This window comes from Microvirga sp. P4_A5 (assembly GCF_056402495.1).
The window spans coordinates 161,521-180,586 of sequence record NZ_JBFUHH010000001.1 but is presented as its reverse complement, the minus strand read 5'-3'; the positions used below and the strand labels follow the sequence as shown (position 1 = coordinate 180,586).

Sequence of the window (19,066 nt, the reverse complement as noted above, 5' to 3'; positions counted from 1 at the left end):
TTGACGGGCCCCAGAATCTAACTACCGTTTGATAGATAAAATAAAGGGAGGGAACCATGTCGACAGATTTCACAAGGCGCCAGATCACCAAATCGCTTGCGGTTTTCGGCGCCGCGAGCGCGTTCGGAAGCTTTACGCGTCCGAGCTTCGCCCAAGGCCAGCCGATCCGTCTCGGCCTCATCGCGCCGCTGAGCGGCTCGCAGGAGGTGATCGGCCGCTATCAGCTCGCCGGCGCGACCATCGCAGTCAACCAGATCAATCAGGCGGGCGGTGTGCTCGGCCGCAAGATCGAGCTCGTGACCCGCGACGACAAGGCCGCGCCGGCGGCGGGTGTCGCGGCCGCCAAGGATCTCGCGGGCAACGGCGTGAACCTGATGCTGGGCGTGTTGTCGAGCGGCGTGGCGCTCGCCATCGCGCCGACCCTGCAGGCCGACAAGTCCGTCCTCGTCGTCTCGGCGGCAGCCGCCAACGAACTCACCCACGACCAGTTCAGCCCCAACGTGTTCCGCACCGCGGACCACGCCTATTCGCGCCAGCGCGCGCTTGCCAAACTGGTGGCGGGCGATTACCCGGCCGTCTCGGACTGGACCGCCATCAATCCGCAAACCGCCATCGGCACGTCGAACTGGGATTCCTTCGTCGACGGCATGCTGCAATTCTACCCCGAGCTCAACAAGAAGCCGGTGACGATCACCGATGCGATCTGGGCGAAGTTCGGCGCGACCGACTACAAGAACGAGATTGCGCAACTCATGCGCAGCAAGTCCGAAGGACTTTATTGCGGCGTCTATGGGGGCGATGCCGTCACCATGTTCGGACAGGCGGCGGCCTACGGACTTACCAAGAAGTTCAAGGTTCTCGTCGACCCGGGTAGCGAATTCATCATCGCGCAGGCGATGGGCAAGAACACGCCTCCGGGCCTGTGGTCCGGCTTCCACTGGTTCTACGGCGCCTACAAGGGACACAAGATCAACGACGACCTCTACGACGCCTACGTGAAGGCGACGAACGACAAGTATCCGGCGGGCTATGTGGGCGAGGCTCACACCTCCGTGCTCGCCTATGCGAACGCCATCCAGAAAGCCGGCAGCACCGACACCGACAAGGTGATCGCGGCGCTGGAAGGGCTGGAATTCGACTCGTGCAAGGGCATGCGCAAAATCCGCAAGGAGGACCATCAGGCGATCTGCGACATCAACTTCGTGCAGTTCGGACCCGATGACACCGAGCAGGGATGGAAGATCACCGGCCACAAGGTGATCAAGGACGAGGGCCTCAGCGAAGAGCCGTCGCCCGGCCAGCCGTTGAAGTTCCTGTACAACAAGCGCTGAGTGTTCGTTTGCTTTTTGCGCCGCACTTCCTCTCGCGCCTTGCCGGCATGTTCGCCGGCAAGGCGACGGACAGATGAGCCATCATGCTAGCGCTTCTTTTCGGCCCCCTGTTCAACGGGCTTTTCACCGCCATGGTGGTGTTTCTTTTCGCCACCGGGCTGACGCTCGTCTTCGGCATCCTCCGCATCCTGAACTTCGCCCATGGGGGCTTTTTCATGATCGGGGCGTATCTGGCCTTTTCGCTGGTCAAAACCTTCGCGAGCGACACCTCGCTCGTCGCCTACCTTCTCATCAGCATCGCGGCGGGAATCGTCGTGGGCTTGTGCGGGCTCGTGGTGGAGCGCCTTGTCTTCCGCCCGCTCCAGCATGTGGACGAGGCCTATTCGCTGATCGCCACCTACGCGTTGCTGCTGATCTCGGAGGGCGCCGTCAAGGCCATCTGGGGCGTGTCGTTTCACAGCGTGATGACGCCGACTGCGCTTGGCGGCGCATTCATGGTCGATGATCTCGTCATGCCGCTCTTCGCCATCTTCATCATCGTCCTGGGCGTTCTCTGTTACGGGCTGCTCGAATGGATCCTGCAGCACACGGCGACCGGAAAGCTCATGAAATCTGTGGCGAGCGATCCCTGGATGGCAGGCATGCTCGGCATCAACGTGCCGCGCTTCTATGCCTGGATCGTCGTGATCGGCTTCTTCCTCGCGGGGCTCGCCGGCGGGCTCTTGCTGCCGAACCAGACCCTGTCGCCCAACCTCGCCAGCGTGTTCGTGGTGCAGGCCTTCGGCGTCCTCATCGTCGGCGGCATGGGTAACATTCGCGGCACCTTCCTGGCATCGATCCTGCTCTGCGTGATCGATTCCTACGGCTCGGTCATCTTCACCCAAGTGCCCGGGATCTTCTTCTACGTCGCCATGGCGGTGATGCTGCTGGTGCGTCCGCAAGGTCTGATCGCAGGAGCACGCCTATGACAGCGCGACCAAGAGGCAGCGACTGGCGGCGCGACCTCGCCATCGGCGCCATCGTGCTGGTGGTCCTCGCATCCCTGCCCTTCGTGACCAACAAGGGCATCGTTTTCGTCGCCGGAACGCTGGCGCTGCATGTGGTGTTCGGCCTGAGCTGGAACCTCATGTTCGGGCAGACGGGCCTTGTGAGCTTCGGCCATGCGTCGTTCTTCGCCATCGGCGGCTATGCGTTCGCATGGACCGCGAAGGTCGCGCCGGGGATCCATCCCCTGCTGCTCTTCGCAGCCGTCGGCGCGTTCGGAGCCTTCGTGGCATTCCTGGTGGGAATCATCGCCCTGCGCCGGTCCGTCGGCGTGTACTTTGCCATCCTGACATTGGCGCTGAGCCAGATCGTCTACCTGCTGCTGTCCTACATTCCGGCGCTCGGCCGCGAGGATGGGTTTACGGGCATCAGGCGGCCGCGACTGTCGCTCGGCTTCACGACCATCGATCTCGCGAGCGGCGAGAATTACTATCATTTCATGCTCGTCATGTGCGCGCTTCTGGTCGCTGGCCTGTGGTGGGTGATGCACAGCCGCATGGGGCGGGTGTTCAAGAGCCTCCAGCAGGATGCCGAGCGCGCGGCGTTTCTTGGCATCAATGTCGGAGCCTATCGCCTGTCGTCCTTTGCCATCGCGTCGGGAACGACTGCCATCGCCGGGGCGCTTTATGCTCCGTGGCTGCAATTGCTGACGCCCGAGATCGCGCATTGGACCTTTTCGGCGCGGCCGATTCTCTACACGCTTCTGGGCGGCGTCCAGAGCTTCTGGGGACCCGCCGTCGGCGCGCTCATCTTCGCGGTTCTCGAATACGGCACACGCACCTTGCACGGGCTGTCGGAAATCGTCATCGGATCGATCCTGCTGCTGGTCGTTCTCGCCTTTCCGGGCGGCCTTCTCGGCGGGTTGTCGCGCCTGCGCAAGCGCATGAGCCGCAAGCCCGCCTTGGTCGCGCGGCCGGAGATCGTCCGATGAGTGATCGCAGCCCCGCGGCCGACCCGCTCCTCGTCGCCACCGGCGTGGTGAAGGATTATCCATCGGTGAAAGTTCTGAAGGGCGTCGACGTGGCGGTCGCCGAGGGTGATACCTTCGCGGTCATCGGCCCCAACGGCGCCGGCAAGACGACCCTGTTCAAGGTGCTGAGCGGCGAGGTCTTCGCCGATTCGGGCACCGTGCGCTTCGAGGGACAGGACGTCACGCGGATGCCCGAATGGAAACGCGTCCGTCTCGGTTTCGGACGATCGTTCCAAGTGGCGCGGGTGTTTCCGGAACTCACGACCGACGAAAACGTGGTCATCGCCATCGAGGCCTATGAGCGCAACAGCGGAAAGCGCCCCACCCATCGGCTTGCCTGCCGCCCATCGGCGGATGTCCGCGCCGCGGTCGAGGAGACGCTGCTGGAGGTCGGCCTGATCGACAAGCGCGACGAGCCGGCTCGCCTCCTGTCGCATGGCGACAAGAAACGGCTGGAGCTCGCCATGAGTCTCGCGTTGCGTCCGCGAATCCTGATGCTCGACGAACCGACCGCCGGGATGTCGCCGGCCGATCGTCGCGGCGCGACCGAATTGATCGCCGCCATCCGGGAGCGCCACAACATGACGATCGTGCTGACCGAACACGACATGGGCGTGGTGTTCGGCCTCGCGTCGCGCGTCGCCGTTCTCCATCAGGGCGCCGTGGTTGCCACCGGCACGCCCGCCGAGGTGCGCGACGATCCCATGGTGCGGGAGATCTATCTCGGGTCGGAGCCTGTCCATGCTTGAAGTCGGACCGCTCAACGCTTTCTATGGCGACAGCCACATCGTGCAGGACGTCACCGTGTCGATCGCCGACGGCGAGGGCGTGGCGATCCTCGGACGGAACGGCGTCGGCAAGACAACCCTGTTCAAGAGCATCATGAACGGCGGTCCGCGCGTCGTCGGACCCATCCTCCATCGTGGCGAGGAGATCACGACGCTGCCCAGTTTCCAGCGCGCCCGTCGCGGCCTTGGGCTGGTGCCCGAGGATCGCCGGATCTACCCTCACCTGACGGTTGCGGAGAACATCGCCATGGGCGGGCATGCGGCCCGTCCGGGAGTGGCTCCCTATTCGGTCGAGGACGTGCTGGCGCTGTTTCCGATGCTCGCCAATCTGCGCCAGCGCCTCGGCTTCGAATTGAGCGGCGGGCAGCAGCAATTGCTGGCCATCGCCCGGGCAATGCTGGCGCGGCCGGAGTTTCTCCTGCTCGACGAGCCCACGGAGGGTCTGGCGCCGGTCATCGTCGAACAGCTCGCCCGGCAATTGATCGCCATCCGGCGCGAGAACGGCACGGCACTGCTGGTCGCCGAACAGAATGTCCGGTTTGCGCGCCTTTGCACCGAGCGTCTTTATCTGATCGACAGCGGCCGCGTCGTGTTCGACGGGCCATGGGCGTCGTTCGACGCGCGCCCGGATCTTCAGCAGAGATATCTGGCGGTGTGAACGCCGCGCTCGGCCGAACACCGCACCCTATCGATGCACGCCCATCATCGACGTCAGCCCGCCGTCGATGGGCAGGATGGCGCCGGTCATGTAAGCCGCGGGTTCGCTCATGAGGAAGGCCGCGAGGCCGGCGATTTCCTCGGGCTTGGCGAAGCGGCCGGCCGGGATCTGCTTTTCCATGCTGTCGCGATAGGCCGCGTAGGGTGCCATCATGTCGGTGTCGATGAAACCCGGCGCGATCACATTCACGGTGACGCCCCGCTTCGCCGTCTCCACCGCCAGCGTGCGGCAATAGGAGATCAGCGCCCCCTTCGACGCCGCGTAGGCCGCATTGCCGGGATTGCCCTGCAGGGCCGCCACCGAACCGATGGTGACAATCCGGCCGGCCCTGGCGCGGATCATGCCCCGCATGAGCGATTTGGCGAGGCGGGTGAGCGACCAGAAATTCACCTGCATGACCGCCTCGGCCTTGTCCTGCTGCATCATGGCGGCAAGCGCGTCGTAGGATTGCCCCGCATTGTGGACGAGCCCGAAGAAGCCTTCCTGCTCGATGGCGTCGCAGAAGGCGTCGACGGCCTGCTGGTCCGACAGATCCAGGGCATGCGCCGTGATGGTGCGGTCGGGATACGCGCCCATCAGATCCGTCGCGAGCAAAGCCGCCGCATCGCCCGACGACCGATAGGTGAAATCCACATCGTGGCCGGCCGCTGCGAGCGCCCGCACGATGGCGGCCCCCACGCCCTTTCCGCCGCCGGTGACGAGAACGCGGCTCATCGCGGCGGTTCCGCGCCGAAGACCAGGCAGGTGTTCTGCCCGCCGAAGCCGAACGAATTCGACAGTACGAACCTCACATCCGCATCCCGCGCCAGGTTCGGCACCACATCGAGGGGAATCGCCGGGTCGGGATTGGTGTAGTTGATGGTCGGCGGAATGCGGCCGTTGGCGATGGTGAGAAGCGACAGCACGGCCTCGACCGCGCCTGCCGCCGTGAGCGTGTGACCGATCATCGATTTGTTGGATGAGATCGGCACCTTCAGCATGCGCTCGCCGAACACCGCCATGCAGCTCATGGCCTCCATCTTGTCGTTTTCGGGCGTCGAGGTGCCGTGCGCATTCACGTAATCGATGGAATCGGGAGACAAGCCGGCATCGTCGAGCGCGGCCCTGATGGCGGCAATTCCCGGCGCTCCATCCGGGCTCGACCGGGTGCGGTGGAAACCGTCGCCCTTTTCGCCGCAGCCGAGCACGTAGCCGAGGATCCTGGCGCCGCGCGCGCTCGCCGCCTCGGCGCTCTCGAGCACCAGCGCCGCGCCGCCTTCGCCCATCACGAACCCGTCGCGATTCTTGGAGAAAGGCTTCGAGGCGGCCTCAGGGTTGTCGTTCTGCGTCGACAGGGCCGACAGCAGCGAGAAGCGCACCAGCGATTCCGGATTCACTGAACCGTCCGTGCCGATGCAGAGCGCCGCATCGGTCTCGCCGCGGCGGATCGCCTCGACGCCGAGCTGAATCGCCGTGGCGCCCGACGAACACGCCGTCGACAGCGAGATCGGCGAGCCCCTGGTGCCGAACTTGTCCGCCACCCGGTCGGCGACCGTGCCGAAGATGAAGAGTTCGTGCCAGGCCTTGAACTTGCCGGTGGAGGCGGCCTTCAGCAGGTCCTTGTAAGTGACATCGCCATCCTGTCCCGAGGCTTCCGCCAGCGCCTGACGCTGCGGCCATTCCATCTCGACCGGCGGCACGGCGATGAACAGCGCCCCCGGAAAATCGGCCAGCGGCAGGCCGGATTGACCGACTGCCTCGTCGGCCGCGAGCATCGCCAGCCTTTCCGAAAGGAGCGGCGCGCTCATGGGCGTCACATCGAGCGTATCGATGGTGCCCGCGATGGTGGTGCGAAGGCCCTCGGTCGGGAAGCGCGAGATGCGCTTGATGCCGGATTTGCCGGCCGTCACCGCACCCCACGTCTCCTCCTTGCCGAGGCCGATGGAGGTGACCACGCCCATGCCGGTGACGGCGACGAGCGGACGGCCCTGGTTGTCGCGAAACGCCGCGCTTTTTGCCATGCCGTATTCCCTCAAGAAGCCCTGGTGACGCGCACCGAGCCCTCGCCGCGCCAATGGCCGACGGAGGTCACGAGCGCCTCGTTGGATTGTCCGCGGGCGATCAACGCCGCCGCGATGGCGATGCCGGCCGGTGCCTGCCCTTCCATCATGTGCCCCGTAACGTCGCCCGTCGCATGGATGGCCGCGTTCGGGGCGATCTCGGTCAGCGCCGCCTGCTCGTCCTCGGTGATGCCCTGCACGCCCGTGGCGCCGGAAATGATGACGTCCGGCTTCGCCTCCAGCGTCTCGGCCTGCCGCTTCAACGCCCGGGTCACGCTGCCGTCCTGCCGCCGGTCGCGATCCGAGGCGACGCCGGCGATGCGCGCCAGCGCCTTCGCTCCGCGCGCCGCGGCGTGCTCGCGGGATTCGAGAACGAGAAAGGCCGCGCCGCTCCCGAGGATCATGCCGCCGCCCTCGACGGGACGGTTCCACACCGGGCGGTGCGCCTGCTTCCACAGAAAGCCGCCCATCTCGTAGATCAGCAGCACATCGGGCCGCTCCGCGTTATAGGCGCCGCCGACGAGGAAGATGTCGTCCTGGCCGGAAGCGATGCGGGCCTGCGCGATGCGGATCGCATCGATGCCGCTCGATTCCTCCCCCATGAAGGTCCGCGACGCGCCCGTCACCCCGTGAACGATCGAGATGTTGCCCGCCAGCAGGTTGGAGAGCTGCGCCAGGAACAGGGTCGGCCGCAGGTCACCCATCAGGCGCTCGTTGAGGAACACGCCGGGGTTCTCGGCGGTGCGCAATCCGGTGAGGATCTGTCCGTCGACCGCGTAGTCGCGTTCGCCGCCGCCGGCCGCGACGATCAGGTGCATGCGGCTCTTGAGGTCCGCATCGTCCTTGACGCCCGCCGCGTCGAGGGCAAGGCCCGCCGCGTAGCAACCGAGCTTCTGCCAGGCTTCCATCTGGCGCAGGTCGGATTTCTTGGGGATCTGGCGCTCGTAATCCAGCGGCACCATGGGGTGGACCGGATAGGGCGCGAAGGTGTCGAGATCGGTGGGGGGCGAGGCGCTGGTGAGATGCGCATCCACGCCCTCTCCCGCGGCCGACACGATGCCCAGTCCCGTAATGACGACGTCCCGCATCAGACGATCTCCGCTGACAAAAGCCCGATCTGGCGCCCCCGCGCCCGCAATTGCTCATCCATTCCGGGCGGGAACGGCATGATCCGGAAGCGCAGCTCGGCATCGCAGATCGGCTTGCCCTCGACGAGGATCCGCGCCTTGGTGACGGCGTAGCCCGACCCTTCATGTTCCAGCGTCGCGGCCACGGTCAGGACCGTRCCGGGTCCCACGAAGGTGCGAAAGCGCGCCTTGTCGACCGCCATGAGGAACGGCATGTGGGTGAAATCCATCATGCCCAGCACGAGATAACCCGATGCCTGCGCCATGGTTTCGGTGAGCAGGACGCCCGGCACGAGCGGGTGGCCTGGGAAATGCCCTTCGAAAACCGGGCTTTCCATGGGCACGGTGGACGTCGCCTCGATCCGCTTTTCGGCGCGGTCGAGGAGCGTCACCCTGTCGATCATTTCAAAATATTCGAGGCGCATCCGGGGTCCGAGCCATTCTCATGTCGTTCCCGGAGAGGTCGGGCGCGGGAGAGGATGTCCGGACGGCGTTCTGTCGCCGATCGCCTCCCCGAACCAGCCCGTTTTGGGCCGGCCCGCCGGGAACATGCTTCTGGGGTCGTCAGGCCTTCTTGGCGGCCACCAGCGTGTCGATATGAGCGCAAAGGTTCTTGAGCACGAAATATTCCTCGGCCGGAGCCTTGCCCTCGTTCACTTCCTGCGTCCATTGCTCCAGCGGCAGCTTGATGCCGAAAGCCTTGTCGATGGCGAACGCGATATCGAGAAAAGCGAGCGAATCGATGCCGAGATCGTCGATGGCATGGCTTTCCGGCGTGATCTGGTCGCGCGGGATGTCGGCGGTTTCGGAAATGATGCCGGCGACGGTCTCGAAAGTGGACGACATGACGCCGCTCTCCTGAATGCGTTGCCTTGGCGATGCGAAGCTGTCGGGCCTGATGCCCGGTCCCAGCGGCTCGAACGGCAAGGAGGGTTGTATCGAAACGCACCCCTTACACGACAGGCCGCGAGGCGGCAACCGATTGGATGGTCGGGCGGCAGATCGGCCCTCAGATTGATTAATGCCCCCCCATGGTCGATAACCGCCGAAATCCGCCCGATCCCGGCATCGCCGGGACCGTCACAACAATGGAAAGCCTGTTGATCAACCGCTACCTGAAGCCTGAAACGCGCTATGCGCGCCGCATGGCGCGGATCGCCCGCTGGGACAAGCCCCTGCGTGGCGGCCTCGACCGCGCGCGCGCCTGGCTGCACATGCTGCTAGCCGATCATGGCGTGTTCCGGGTGCTCTACCTCAACAAGCATCGGGTATCCGAGAAGCTGTGGCGCTCCGCCCAGCCGGCGCCGCACCAGATCGCGCGCCTGAAGGCGCAGGGCATCCGCACGATCGTCAACCTGCGCGGCGGACGGGAGCATGGCTCCTGGCAGTTGCAGAAGGATGTGTGCGACCGGCTCGGCATCACGCTCGCCGAATTCGTCGTGCGCTCCCGCGGCGCGCCGGATCGCGAGACGATCCTCTCGGCCAAGGCGTTCTTCGACGGGCTCGCCTATCCGGCGATCATGCATTGCAAATCCGGCGCCGACCGCGCGGGGTTCGTGGCGGTCCTCTACCTCATCGTCCATGAGGGCCGCACCGTCGACGAGGCGATGGGCCAGCTCTCGGCCCGGTTCGGCCATTTCCGCTTTTCCAAGACCGGCATCCTCGACGCTTTCTTCGAGCATTACCGCCGCGAGGGCGAGGCGAAGGGCATTCCGTTCATGACCTGGGTCGAGACGATCTACGACCCGGAGGCGCTGGAGCGCGATTTCCGCCCCGGCTTCTGGTCGAACGTGCTCGTCGACCGGCTCATGCGGCGGGAGTAGCCGTCGGCGGAAGAGCGACCGGTTCGGCGTCGTGCGACAATTGCAGCCGATGCAGCCGGTGATAGGCCCCCGCGGCGGCGATCAATTGGTCGTGGGAGCCCATCTCGGCGATGCGTCCCGCTTCCATCACGACGATCCGGTCCGCATCCCGCACCGTCGAGAGACGGTGGGCGATGACGAGCGTGGTCCGTCCTTTCATCAAGCGCCGGATGGCATCCTGCACGAGCCGCTCGGATTCCGAATCGAGGGCGCTGGTCGCCTCGTCGAGCAGCAGGATCGGGGCGTCCTTGAGGAAGGCCCGTGCCAGGGAGACCCGCTGGCGCTCGCCGCCCGACAGCCGCCCGCCCGCCGGGCCCACCACCGTGTCATAACCCTGCGGAAGCCGCATGATGAAGTCGTGCGCGGCCGCGGCCTTGCCCGCCTCGACGATCTCCTCGTGCGTGGCGTCGGCCCGTCCGAATGCGATGTTTGCCCGCACCGTGTCGTCGAACAGAACCACGTCCTGGCTGACCATGGCGATGGCGGAGCGCAGGGATTTCAGCGTCACGTCGCGCACATCCTGCCCGTCGATCAAAACCGCTCCTGCCGTTACGTCATAGAGGCGGGGGACGAGCGACAGGAGGGTGGATTTTCCGGAGCCGGAGCGACCCACCAGCGCGGTGGTGCGCCCCGCCTCGGCGATGAAATCCACATGATGGAGAGCGGTCTGGTCGGCATTGTAAGAAAATTCCACGGCCGAGAAGCGAACCTCCCCGCCTTTGATCGCAAGGGCCTTCGCATCCGGCTTATCCTGAATGCGGGGCGTGTCGTCCATCACCGCGAAGGTGCGCTGGAGGGCGGAGGCTGCCTCCTGCACGATGGCGTTGAGGTTGCCCAATGCGCGGATCGGCTGGGCTGCGAGAATGAGCGCGCTCACGAAACCGGTGAAATCGCCTACCGTGGAGCCGCCGGAGACGATGCGCTGGCCGATCAGAACCAGCACCGCCGCCACCGCGAAGCCGCCGCCGGCCTCCAGCAGCGGGTCGAGCCGTCCGCGGGCATTCGCGGCTTTCATCTTGAGCTTGCGCACGTCGTCGAAGGTCGTGGCGGCTTTGGCTTTGAGGTAACCTTCGAGTCCATAGGTCTTGGCGATGCGGGTACCGGCGAGGCTCTCGGTGATGAGGCTCGCCATCTGGCCGGTCTGCTCCTGCGTGGAAATGGCCACCCGCCGCAATTTCTTGCCGATCTTGCCGATGGGCTGGGCGATGAAGGGGACCGTGGCGCCCGCCACCAGCGTGAGCACCGGATCAATCCACAGCATGGCGGCGATGAGCGCGACGATCGTCGCGACCTCGCGCAGAAAGACTGTCGAGAGACGCGTCAGCGCTTCCTTGATGAACAGGAAATCGGTGGTGAAGCGCTGCGTCAGCGCCGCCGGGCTCTCCCGTCCGATCTGCGCCAGATCGGCGTCGATCATATGGCCGTACAGCGCCGTCTGCATGTCGGCCTCGATGCGCGTCACCACCTTGTTCGTGAGCACCGTGAGCGCCAGCAGCGAAAAGCCCTTGATTGAGGTCACGCCGATGACGAAGAGCGGCGCCAGAAGGATCGCGGTCTCGTCCTTGGCCGTGAAGGCGTCGAACGCCGCCTTGATGAGAACCGGATAAAGCCCGGTTGCGCCCGCCACCAGGAGCACCAGCAGCAGCACCAGCGCCAGGGTGCGCGCATGCGGCCGCATCCAGTCCCGCCAGAGGCGACGGATCAGCGGAAGGGTATCGCCCCGGGCAAAGAGGCCTTTTCGCGCCATCGGCAGCTTTCCCCAATGAGCCGCCCCGGTAGCATGGTGTCGATCTGGCGGCAATCGAGCAAAAAGAGCCCGCTCGATGCGAGCGGGCTCCGTTCTAAACACGGCCACGATTATCAGAGAAAGTCGAAATCCCTGAAAGTAAGAGCTGTCTTTTTCTCGACCTTGGCGAAACAGATGGCTGCTCCTTTGCCGCTGCCGTCCGCATCATAATATACCGCGCCAGCGTCCTTGTTGATGATGATGCGGTCATTGCTGTCGGTCGCCTTGGTGCCGAACTTTACGCTCGAAGACTTGATGACGCCGTTCTTGGAAATTTTGGAGAGCGCGCTGAAGATCCCGCGATCCAGGTAGATCGTGTCGTCGGCCACGTTGAAATCGACGATCTTGTCCACGTTCGTTTTCTTGTTCAGCTTGGTGTTGAACCAGAACTGGTCCTGACCCTGGCCGCCGGTCAGAATGTCGTTGCCGAGCTGGCCGAACAGAACATCCGCTCCGGCGCCGCCCGTGATCGCGTTGTTCGCGCCATTGCCGGTGAGGGAGTAGTTCTTGGCGCCAGCAGCGACCAAGTTCTCGATACCGTCCGCCAGCACATAGCCTGCCACCGATGTCTTGACGGTGTCGACGCCGGCGGTGTCCAGAACGATATCGGCGTAATGATCGACGATGTAGGTGTCGTCGCCGGCGCCGCCTTCGAGCAAGTCCCAGCTGGCGCCGCCGTCGAGCGTATCGTTTCCGCCGCCGCCTTGGAGCATATTGTTGGAGTCATCTCCCGTGAGCTTGTCGGCGAATGACGAACCGGCGATGTTTTCGAACTCGATGTAATAATCGCCAGGGTTCTCGCCGYCTCTTTCCTGCATGAGAGAGACGGTCACCCCGGCGGCCGCGGAGGCGAAGGACAGGGTGTCATTTCCCTCGCCGCCGGTAGCCTCGTCGGCGCCGGCGCATCCCTCGATGGTATCATCGCCGGCAGATCCTCTGAGAACGTCATCGCCAGCATTGCCGGTGATCATATCGTTGCCGCGCCCGCCGGAGGCATTATCGTCGCCGTTCCCGCCGTCCAGAACGTCATCCCCGTCATCGCCATAAAGGTCGTCCTGTCCGTCACCTCCGACGAGGATATTGTTGCCGTCATTGCCGGATAGTACGTTGTCGAGCCCGTTTCCGAAGCCGTTGATGTTGGCTTTTCCGGTCAATTCGAGCTCTTCGACATTCGCCGCAAGGGTATGTGTGAAGGAGGACGAGACGCTGTCATAGCCGCCATTGGCGTCTTCCACGATCTGGTCGCCGGCATCCTCATCCAGGATGTAGGTGTCGCTGCCGCGGCCGCCCACGAGCCGATCGAGCCCAAGACCGCCGAGCAGCCTGTTGTCCGAATCGTCGCCCGTCAGAATATTGGCGAGTGTGTTCCCGACGATGCTGGCATCATCCGGCGTCGGATTCGTGCCGTCCGGCAGAGTGTCGGTGATGGTGAAATTGACTTCATTGGCATCGAGATGAAAGGTGTTTTCGAGCGCAGAATAGGTTGCCATGGGAGCTCCTTTAGGCGTGACCCCGCCATCGACAGGCGCTCACACGGATTAGACAAAAGGCTAAGCAAGAAGCTTAGCGATAGCCTAATGCAATATCGTTGCAGGAGTTCCGGCTCGCAGGATTTTTTTTGACTCACATCCGAAGAAGCCTTCCCGCCTATGCGGTTCGTCCCTTCGCCACCCGCTCGATCAGGGCCATCGCGGCAGCGGGCGCTTTCGGCTTGAATCCATTGATCATGTAGATGAAAACCTCTCGTGATTTGGGCTGTTTTTTCTCCGCGTCCGTCACGCATTCGAGGTCGTCCGGCAGCGCACCCGCTGCCCAGTCTCTCGCCCGCTTTGCCCAGAGGTCGAGGTCCTTCGTCGAGTAGCCGGTCTTGATCTTCTCAGACGCGGCCTGAAGGCGCGCATAGACGAACGGGGCCGTGACGTCGGGAATATGCGGGAAGGTTTCCTTGTCGGTCAGCACCGCGGCGACCTGATGCTTTCGCAGCAGCGCGACGAAATCCGGCACCCGGAAGCTGTCGTGGCGTACCTCCACCACGTGCCGGATGGCCCGTCCCTCGACGGTTCCGGGCAGAAGCTCGAGGAACGCTTCGAAATCGGCGGCGTCGAATTGTTTCGTCGGGAGAAACTGCCAGTTGATCGGCCCCAGCTTCTCCTTGAGTTCCAGCACGCCGCTGCCGAAGAACCGCTCGATGGATTGGCCCGCCTCGCCGAGCACGCGCCGGTTGGTGGCAAAGCGCGGACCCTTGACCGAGAACATGAAATCCGGCGGCGTCTCTTCGCGCCAGCGGGCGAAGCTCTCCGGCTTCTGGCTTCCGTAATAGGTGCCGTTGATCTCGATGGAGCCGAGGTGCCGGCTCGCATATTCGAGCTCTTTCTTCTGAGCGAGGCCCTCCGGATAGAAGGTCCCCCGCCACGGTTCGAAGGTCCACCCGCCAATTCCGACGCGTATCTGTGGGGGTTGTGAGGGCATGAATGCGGGTCCCGCGCGTGATCGATGCGCGAGGATAGCCGGAGCCGAGGGGGTCTCGCATCCCGTTTCTCGGGGTCGAAGGACCGGCACGCTCGAAGGCCAGATCACGAACGCCACAATCTAGGCTAAAATTCATGATGAAAACGCGGTAGATAACAGCGTCACGGATTAAAAGTTCCGCTCCGTGCCGGAAATATTCTAGGGGGCTCCAGCGTGGCACTAAACTCTCACCGTTTCGTCGGCGGAATTCTGCTTGGCGTATTATGCGTTCTCCCATCGATTGCCGCATCGGCGAAGCCCGCCGGCCAGGTTGTTCTCACCGACCGGCGGATGACGGAGCTTCGGCAGGTCAACAGCCACGTGAACGACACCATCGTGGAGGTGTCCGACATGGAGCAATACGGACGGGAGGATTTCTGGGCCCTGCCCACCAGCGGACAGGGCGATTGCGAGGATTTCGCGCTCCTGAAACGCAAGCTCCTGATGGAACGGGGCTGGCCGGCCTCGGCCCTGTCGATTGCGGTGGGGGCGACCGCGCAGGGCGAGACCCACGCGGTGCTGGCGGTCGCCACCCAGCAAGGCACCTATGTGCTCGACAACCTCACCTCGGCCATTCTGCCGCCTGCCCAGACCGGACACGTCTTTCATGCGCGCCAGGCCGGCCGGGGTTGGATCTCGGCCTCGGGCGCCAAGACCCGGGAGCCCACAGCCGACCTGCCGGTCGCCCGTCGACCCGCGCTGACGCTTGCCGGCGCGAACTGATCGCAGACGACTCTGCATGAGGTTGGGAACCATTCTGCGCGTTCTAAATTATTAGCAGACAATTTGAGCTACTGATTCGATCAGCCCTCGTAGACCGTAATGGTCCGCGAGGGCTTTTTAATTTAATGACTCGTTAATGTTTGTATAACTTGGCTATAAAAGATAATTTATTGGARTAGTTCCTGCCCTATACTGAATATCTTTCTATCGTTCTCGTCGGAACTATGACGCCTCTTTGACGTATTCTCGGCAGTCAGGTTGCTTCACAGCGGCCTACCCCAGTTAACCTGTTCTCCGAGGTGTTTCCATGAAATATTCGCGTGCTCTCGCGTTGTCCGGCGCAGCCCTTTTCGTCGCCCTGTCGACCCCCTCCTTCGCTCAGCCGACGATGCCGGGGCAGCAATGCCAGCCGGCGGTCGCGGACCCCTCGATGTATGGCAATTGTCGCCTTCGCGTCGTCGAGGGCAACGAAGTGTGCCGTTGCGCGATTCTTCCCCGTTCGCTTCGTCCCGCCGCTCAAATGTCCGGGCGGGATTCGGATGTGACCGGTTCGCTCGGCGCCACCACGACGCCAGGCGAGATGAGCGGCACGCTGGGAGTGTCGAACCCGGGCGGCAGCGCAGCTGTCAACGGCCGCTCCGGTGGGAATAACGGATCCGGTGGTCTGGCGGGCGGAGTTAGCCAAGCTTCCTCGGGAAGCGGTAGCGTCGGTGGCGTCGCCGGCGGGACCAGCAGCGTCTCCAATGGCGGCGGCAGCGTGAGTGCGGGTGGTGGCGCCGGGAGCGTCGGTGGCGGAAGCACCGGCGGCAGCACCGGCGGAACGACCGGCGGCAGCRCCGGCGGAACGACCGGCGGCAGCACCGGCGGAACGACCGGCAGCGTGGGCGGCGGCGGCACCGGTGGCACGACCGGCGGCGTCGGCGGAGGCGCAGGTGGCAGCGTGAGCGCCGGCAACCCCGGCAACGACAATGCCGTCGGCAATGCGGGTGAAAGCCCCAATGGCGGCGATTTCGGCGGCGGTTCCAAAGGCCGCGGCGATGTCGGCAATGACGGCGGCAACGGTCGTGGCGGCAATGGCGGACACGGTAATGGCGACCATGGCGGCGGCAACGGTCGTGGTGGCAACGGCGGCCACGGCAACAACGACAACGCCGGCAATGGCGGCAATAACGGCTTCGGCAACGGCGGCGGCGACGGCAGCCCCAACGGCAAGGACGATTCCAACCGCTAACCGAGTCGATTCCTTTTGATTGCCGAACCCCTGGCTGCAAGCGCGGCCAGGGGTTCGGTGTTTCGAATTCGGGCGCTCAGATGAGGGAATGCTCCGCCCATGCGCGGTTTTCCGCGCGGATGCGGATTGCCAGAACCGCCGCGTTGAGAATCGAGAATGTCAACGCCCAGACGGGCAATCCGAAGGCGAGGGGCAACACCGCCATCTCACCCGCCACCACCCAGTAATTGGGATGCGACAGGAACCGGTAGGGGCCGCTGCGAATCGGCGCCGCGCCGGGCAGGACGATGATGCGGGTCGTCCAGCGCTCGCCGAGGGTGACCAAAACCCAGACCCGGCCCGCCTGCAGGGCCGCGAAGGCCGCGAGCCAACCCGGGTTCACCGGCCGGTTCCAACCGAGCCACCACAAGCCGACGAGCCAGCTCGCATGGAGCAGCACGATCAGCGGATAATGCCCCGATCCGACCTCCACCGCGCCCCGCGCCATCAGGCGGCGGGTGTTGCGCCGGGCGATCAGGAGTTCGCCGCCGCGCTGCAGGGTGACGAAGAGAAGGACCGCGAAGCCGAGCGTCACGCGGCTTTCTCCAAAACCACGCAACTGGTGGAAAAGCCCGGTCCCATGGCGTTGACGACGCAAAGTTCGGGCAGGCCGTCGGCGATCACGCGTTCCAGCACGAACAGAACCGTGGGCGCCGACATGTTGCCGTGACTTTCCAGCACTTCGCGCTCGTGGTCGAGAGATCCGACCGGAAGGTCGAGCGCCGTCTCCAGAGCCTCGATGACCTTGCTGCCGCCCGGGTGGCACACGAAGCGGTCGACGCTCTCCGTCGCATGATGGGACCGCTCGAGGATCTCCGTGACGGCTGGTCCGACATTTTGCCGCGCGAAAGGCGGGATCGCCTGGGCGAAGACGACGCCGAAGCCCAGCGGGTCGACATTCCATCCCATGATGTCGAGGGTGTCGGGCCAGGTGTGCTCCCCCGACGCTGCGATGCGAGCAAGTCCCTGCCCGCCGCTGCGCACCACGCACGCTGCCGCGCCGTCGCCGAACAGGGCCGACGCCACCACGTTGGCCTTGGTCAGCGTGTCCATTCGAAAGGCCAGCGTGCAGAGTTCGATCACCACCAGCAGCACCGTGGAACCTGGGCGGGCTTCGGCGAGACGCGCGGCGATCGACAGCCCGGTGACGCCGCCGGCGCAACCGAGGCCGAAGACCGGAACACGTGAAATATCGGGGCGAAAACCCATCGGGCCCATCACGCGCGCATCGATGCTGGGCGTGGCGATTCCGGTCGACGAGACCGTCACGACGGTGTCGACCTCCTCGGCGCGGCAGCCGGCGGCGGCCAGCGCCTTCATGGCGGCATCGATGAAAAGCGATTCGGCGCCCTCGAGATAGACCGCGGTCCGCTCGGGCCAGCCAAGCCGCGTGGCGTACCATTCGAGAGGCCGGACGGCGCGTCGGGTGCGGATCCCGCTCGTCTCGAACACCCGCGCGAGACGGGCGAAATCCTCGTAGCGCGGCGCAAAGATCTCATGCGCCAGCGCGGCCGCCTCGTCCTGCCGAAGCACGTAGGGTGGAACGGCGGTGGCAACCGCGAGGAGGTGGGCTGTTGGTTTGACGTCAGCGCCTGTAGGCAGCATGTCCCGCGCTCTGCTCGGCCGGCGAAGCCATCCTCTCGATCGACGGGCTTTTCGGCCGCTGACCATGCTTAGCACGACCGGTCGCGATCGTCTCGGGCGCTACGGTCGCGGCGGTTCCGCGTTCCGCGAGACCGGTCTGGACACCCTATGTCCAGCAGCGGCGGGTCGGCGCCGGGAAAGCTTGGTTAATCCGGGGACCGTGCTAGACGTGATGAGCCCGGCGCAATGACCGCCGCCGACCACCGGAGTTGTTTTGAACGAGTACGAAGAGGATGTCCCGGACACCGCCGCGCGGGCGTTATCGGAGCGGCATGTGGACGACGTGCGCGAGCAGGACGGTTTTTTCGTCGAGGCCGTGCGTTTGACGCGGATGCCCATGATCGTGACGGATGCGGGCCTGCCCGGCAACCCGATCATTTATGCCAATAACGCATTCATCGCGCTGTCGGGCTATTCTCTCGACAATTGCTGGGTCAGGACCCGCACTTCATGAACGGAGACCGGACCGACCGCAGGATGGCGCGTCCTAGGCGCGCATCTGCTCCTCTCTTCCTGCCCACAAGCCGAGGTCAAAACATGCGCTTACGCTCAATCGCCGTCGTCCTTGCGATGGTGGCCGCCACAGCCTCCCCGGCCTTCTCGCAAGTGCCTCCGCAAGTGGAGGCCTGCCGAAAGTCCGGTCTCGCAGCACTTCAGAAGAGCTCGCCTTCGCTCGACGAGATCGTGCTGGACATGGATTCGCTCGCCATCTCGAAGGCCGACACGAAGGTCGGCAGCACGCCCATCCGGATGGTCATCATGGGCGAGGCCTATCTTCAGCGTGACAAGACGGACAAGCCGAATCGCTTCCTGTGTCTCTTGAGCGACGCGGACGAGGTCGTGCTGACGTTCTTTACCGCCCAATAGCCGCGAGGCGATACGTCGGCCGGAACGAACCCGGGGGAACCTCGTTGAAGTCGCTCGAACCCGACACCTCGACGGCGACCGCTGGGTTACCCGGCCTGCGTCCTTCCGGAGCCCAATGCCCCAATTTCATGAGATCTGCTCCGGACACATTCCGAAGCTTCGCCTACCGTTCTCCACATGGAGAGCGCTCGCGCAGGACCAAATCCTGACGCTTGCCCAGTTGATCGCCGTCGCGGACGACATCGAAAAGTCCCCGGGAATCGGAACCCGGTCCGCGCAGCTCATCCGTCTCGAATTGGCTCGCATCGCCAAAGACGACGTCGCCCTGAAGGCGGCATAGCCCCTGCAGACAATGTCAGGCGCTGACCCGCCTGCCCCGGACAACAAAA

Annotated in this window: 21 protein-coding genes; 11 read left to right on the top strand and 10 right to left on the bottom strand. The window is 64.6% G+C overall.

Translation table 11 applies throughout. The features are described from left to right. The first annotated feature begins 56 nt into the window (after positions 1–56). The 5 genes from AC1DVM_RS00945 (at position 57) to AC1DVM_RS00925 (ending at position 4,791) form a co-directional block, all read left to right on the top strand. Positions 57–1,331, top strand: coding sequence for an ABC transporter substrate-binding protein (locus tag AC1DVM_RS00945; protein ID WP_477251191.1), 1,275 nt, complete (start codon positions 57–59; stop codon positions 1,329–1,331). Between the two features lie 83 nt (positions 1,332–1,414). Next, positions 1,415–2,299 carry a branched-chain amino acid ABC transporter permease gene (locus tag AC1DVM_RS00940; RefSeq protein WP_477251189.1) on the top strand — a complete coding sequence of 295 codons (885 nt, stop codon included), beginning with the start codon at positions 1,415–1,417 and terminating at the stop codon, positions 2,297–2,299. After that, entirely contained in the window at positions 2,296–3,306 is a 1,011-nt protein-coding gene (locus AC1DVM_RS00935; protein ID WP_477251187.1) for a branched-chain amino acid ABC transporter permease, read from the top strand. The genes AC1DVM_RS00940 and AC1DVM_RS00935 overlap by 4 nt, the downstream gene beginning before the upstream one ends. Continuing rightward, positions 3,303–4,094, top strand: coding sequence for an ABC transporter ATP-binding protein (locus AC1DVM_RS00930; RefSeq protein WP_477251185.1), 792 nt, complete (start codon positions 3,303–3,305; stop codon positions 4,092–4,094). The genes AC1DVM_RS00935 and AC1DVM_RS00930 overlap by 4 nt, the downstream gene beginning before the upstream one ends. Next, entirely contained in the window at positions 4,087–4,791 is a 705-nt protein-coding gene (locus tag AC1DVM_RS00925; protein WP_477251183.1) for an ABC transporter ATP-binding protein, read from the top strand. Before AC1DVM_RS00930 ends, AC1DVM_RS00925 begins: the two co-directional genes overlap by 8 nt. A 27-nt stretch (positions 4,792–4,818) precedes the next feature. Here the strand turns inward: AC1DVM_RS00925 and AC1DVM_RS00920 are convergent, their stop codons facing one another. The 5 genes from AC1DVM_RS00920 to AC1DVM_RS00900 all read right to left on the bottom strand — a co-directional run bounded on the left by AC1DVM_RS00920 (position 4,819) and on the right by AC1DVM_RS00900 (position 8,863). Then, complete coding sequence (locus AC1DVM_RS00920; protein WP_477251181.1) at positions 4,819–5,565, bottom strand: SDR family oxidoreductase; 747 nt, start codon at positions 5,563–5,565, stop codon at positions 4,819–4,821. Continuing rightward, positions 5,562–6,851 (bottom strand): beta-ketoacyl-ACP synthase, encoded by a 1,290-nt coding sequence (locus AC1DVM_RS00915; RefSeq protein WP_477251179.1) that lies wholly within the window; start codon positions 6,849–6,851, stop codon positions 5,562–5,564. The genes AC1DVM_RS00920 and AC1DVM_RS00915 overlap by 4 nt, the downstream gene beginning before the upstream one ends. Positions 6,852–6,862: 11 nt before the next feature. Continuing rightward, positions 6,863–7,978, bottom strand: coding sequence for a beta-ketoacyl-ACP synthase (locus AC1DVM_RS00910; RefSeq protein WP_477251177.1), 1,116 nt, complete (start codon positions 7,976–7,978; stop codon positions 6,863–6,865). Beyond that, complete coding sequence (locus AC1DVM_RS00905) at positions 7,978–8,442, bottom strand: 3-hydroxyacyl-ACP dehydratase FabZ family protein (protein ID WP_477251175.1); 465 nt, start codon at positions 8,440–8,442, stop codon at positions 7,978–7,980. Before AC1DVM_RS00905 ends, AC1DVM_RS00910 begins: the two co-directional genes overlap by 1 nt. A 139-nt stretch (positions 8,443–8,581) precedes the next feature. Continuing rightward, positions 8,582–8,863 (bottom strand): acyl carrier protein, encoded by a 282-nt coding sequence (locus tag AC1DVM_RS00900; RefSeq protein WP_150945518.1) that lies wholly within the window; start codon positions 8,861–8,863, stop codon positions 8,582–8,584. Between the two features lie 254 nt (positions 8,864–9,117). Between AC1DVM_RS00900 and AC1DVM_RS00895 the strand changes: the two genes are divergently transcribed. Next, positions 9,118–9,840: a fused DSP-PTPase phosphatase/NAD kinase-like protein gene (locus AC1DVM_RS00895; RefSeq protein ID WP_477251358.1), complete on the top strand. Its 723-nt coding sequence runs from the start codon at positions 9,118–9,120 to the stop codon at positions 9,838–9,840. Here the strand turns inward: AC1DVM_RS00895 and AC1DVM_RS00890 are convergent. The 3 genes from AC1DVM_RS00890 to AC1DVM_RS00880 all read right to left on the bottom strand — a co-directional run bounded on the left by AC1DVM_RS00890 (position 9,824) and on the right by AC1DVM_RS00880 (position 14,134). Further along, positions 9,824–11,626, bottom strand: coding sequence for an ABC transporter ATP-binding protein (locus AC1DVM_RS00890; protein WP_477251173.1), 1,803 nt, complete (start codon positions 11,624–11,626; stop codon positions 9,824–9,826). The two genes, AC1DVM_RS00895 and AC1DVM_RS00890, sit on opposite strands and share 17 nt — an antisense overlap. A 113-nt stretch (positions 11,627–11,739) precedes the next feature. Continuing rightward, a complete protein-coding gene (locus tag AC1DVM_RS00885) occupies positions 11,740–13,155 on the bottom strand; it encodes a calcium-binding protein (protein WP_477251171.1) in 1,416 nt (471 codons plus the stop codon). Between the two features lie 157 nt (positions 13,156–13,312). Continuing rightward, positions 13,313–14,134 carry a DUF72 domain-containing protein gene (locus AC1DVM_RS00880; RefSeq protein ID WP_477251169.1) on the bottom strand — a complete coding sequence of 274 codons (822 nt, stop codon included), beginning with the start codon at positions 14,132–14,134 and terminating at the stop codon, positions 13,313–13,315. A 213-nt stretch (positions 14,135–14,347) separates the two neighbouring features. Here AC1DVM_RS00880 and AC1DVM_RS00875 point away from each other — a divergent pair, with 213 nt between their 5' ends. After that, complete coding sequence (locus AC1DVM_RS00875) at positions 14,348–14,896, top strand: transglutaminase-like cysteine peptidase (protein ID WP_477251167.1); 549 nt, start codon at positions 14,348–14,350, stop codon at positions 14,894–14,896. 307 nt (positions 14,897–15,203) lie between these two features. Next, positions 15,204–16,127 carry a hypothetical protein gene (locus tag AC1DVM_RS00870; protein ID WP_477251165.1) on the top strand — a complete coding sequence of 308 codons (924 nt, stop codon included), beginning with the start codon at positions 15,204–15,206 and terminating at the stop codon, positions 16,125–16,127. A gap of 76 nt (positions 16,128–16,203) precedes the next feature. Here AC1DVM_RS00870 and AC1DVM_RS00865 read toward each other — a convergent pair whose 3' ends face one another. Next, positions 16,204–16,701, bottom strand: a complete 498-nt coding sequence (locus tag AC1DVM_RS00865; protein WP_477251164.1) for an isoprenylcysteine carboxyl methyltransferase family protein — start codon at positions 16,699–16,701, stop codon at positions 16,204–16,206. Then, positions 16,698–17,771, bottom strand: coding sequence for a type III polyketide synthase (locus AC1DVM_RS00860; RefSeq protein WP_477251162.1), 1,074 nt, complete (start codon positions 17,769–17,771; stop codon positions 16,698–16,700). Before AC1DVM_RS00860 ends, AC1DVM_RS00865 begins: the two co-directional genes overlap by 4 nt. A 253-nt stretch (positions 17,772–18,024) precedes the next feature. Between AC1DVM_RS00860 and AC1DVM_RS00855 the strand changes: the two genes are divergently transcribed. The 3 genes from AC1DVM_RS00855 (at position 18,025) to AC1DVM_RS00845 (ending at position 19,017) form a co-directional block, all read left to right on the top strand. Beyond that, the gene (locus AC1DVM_RS00855) at positions 18,025–18,264 is read left to right on the top strand and encodes a hypothetical protein (RefSeq protein ID WP_477251160.1); all 240 of its coding nucleotides are present in this window, start codon (positions 18,025–18,027) and stop codon (positions 18,262–18,264) included. Between the two features lie 83 nt (positions 18,265–18,347). Continuing rightward, complete coding sequence (locus AC1DVM_RS00850) at positions 18,348–18,677, top strand: hypothetical protein (RefSeq protein ID WP_477251158.1); 330 nt, start codon at positions 18,348–18,350, stop codon at positions 18,675–18,677. Positions 18,678–18,792: 115 nt separating this feature from the next. Continuing rightward, the gene (locus AC1DVM_RS00845; protein WP_477251156.1) at positions 18,793–19,017 is read left to right on the top strand and encodes a hypothetical protein; all 225 of its coding nucleotides are present in this window, start codon (positions 18,793–18,795) and stop codon (positions 19,015–19,017) included. The last annotated feature ends 49 nt before the right edge of the window (positions 19,018–19,066 follow it).

Coding starts and splice junctions, on each gene's coding strand:
- AC1DVM_RS00935 (WP_477251187.1), top strand. CDS start 2,296: ATGACAGCGCGACCAAGAGGCAGCGACTGGCGGCGCGACCTCGCCATC.
- AC1DVM_RS00900 (WP_150945518.1), bottom strand. CDS start 8,863: ATGTCGTCCACTTTCGAGACCGTCGCCGGCATCATTTCCGAAACCGCC.
- AC1DVM_RS00930 (WP_477251185.1), top strand. CDS start 3,303: ATGAGTGATCGCAGCCCCGCGGCCGACCCGCTCCTCGTCGCCACCGGC.
- AC1DVM_RS00845 (WP_477251156.1), top strand. CDS start 18,793: ATGCCCCAATTTCATGAGATCTGCTCCGGACACATTCCGAAGCTTCGC.
- AC1DVM_RS00880 (WP_477251169.1), bottom strand. CDS start 14,134: ATGCCCTCACAACCCCCACAGATACGCGTCGGAATTGGCGGGTGGACC.
- AC1DVM_RS00945 (WP_477251191.1), top strand. CDS start 57: ATGTCGACAGATTTCACAAGGCGCCAGATCACCAAATCGCTTGCGGTT.
- AC1DVM_RS00890 (WP_477251173.1), bottom strand. CDS start 11,626: ATGGCGCGAAAAGGCCTCTTTGCCCGGGGCGATACCCTTCCGCTGATC.
- AC1DVM_RS00850 (WP_477251158.1), top strand. CDS start 18,348: ATGCGCTTACGCTCAATCGCCGTCGTCCTTGCGATGGTGGCCGCCACA.
- AC1DVM_RS00915 (WP_477251179.1), bottom strand. CDS start 6,851: ATGGCAAAAAGCGCGGCGTTTCGCGACAACCAGGGCCGTCCGCTCGTC.
- AC1DVM_RS00910 (WP_477251177.1), bottom strand. CDS start 7,978: ATGCGGGACGTCGTCATTACGGGACTGGGCATCGTGTCGGCCGCGGGA.
- AC1DVM_RS00920 (WP_477251181.1), bottom strand. CDS start 5,565: ATGAGCCGCGTTCTCGTCACCGGCGGCGGAAAGGGCGTGGGGGCCGCC.
- AC1DVM_RS00860 (WP_477251162.1), bottom strand. CDS start 17,771: ATGCTGCCTACAGGCGCTGACGTCAAACCAACAGCCCACCTCCTCGCG.
- AC1DVM_RS00940 (WP_477251189.1), top strand. CDS start 1,415: ATGCTAGCGCTTCTTTTCGGCCCCCTGTTCAACGGGCTTTTCACCGCC.
- AC1DVM_RS00925 (WP_477251183.1), top strand. CDS start 4,087: ATGCTTGAAGTCGGACCGCTCAACGCTTTCTATGGCGACAGCCACATC.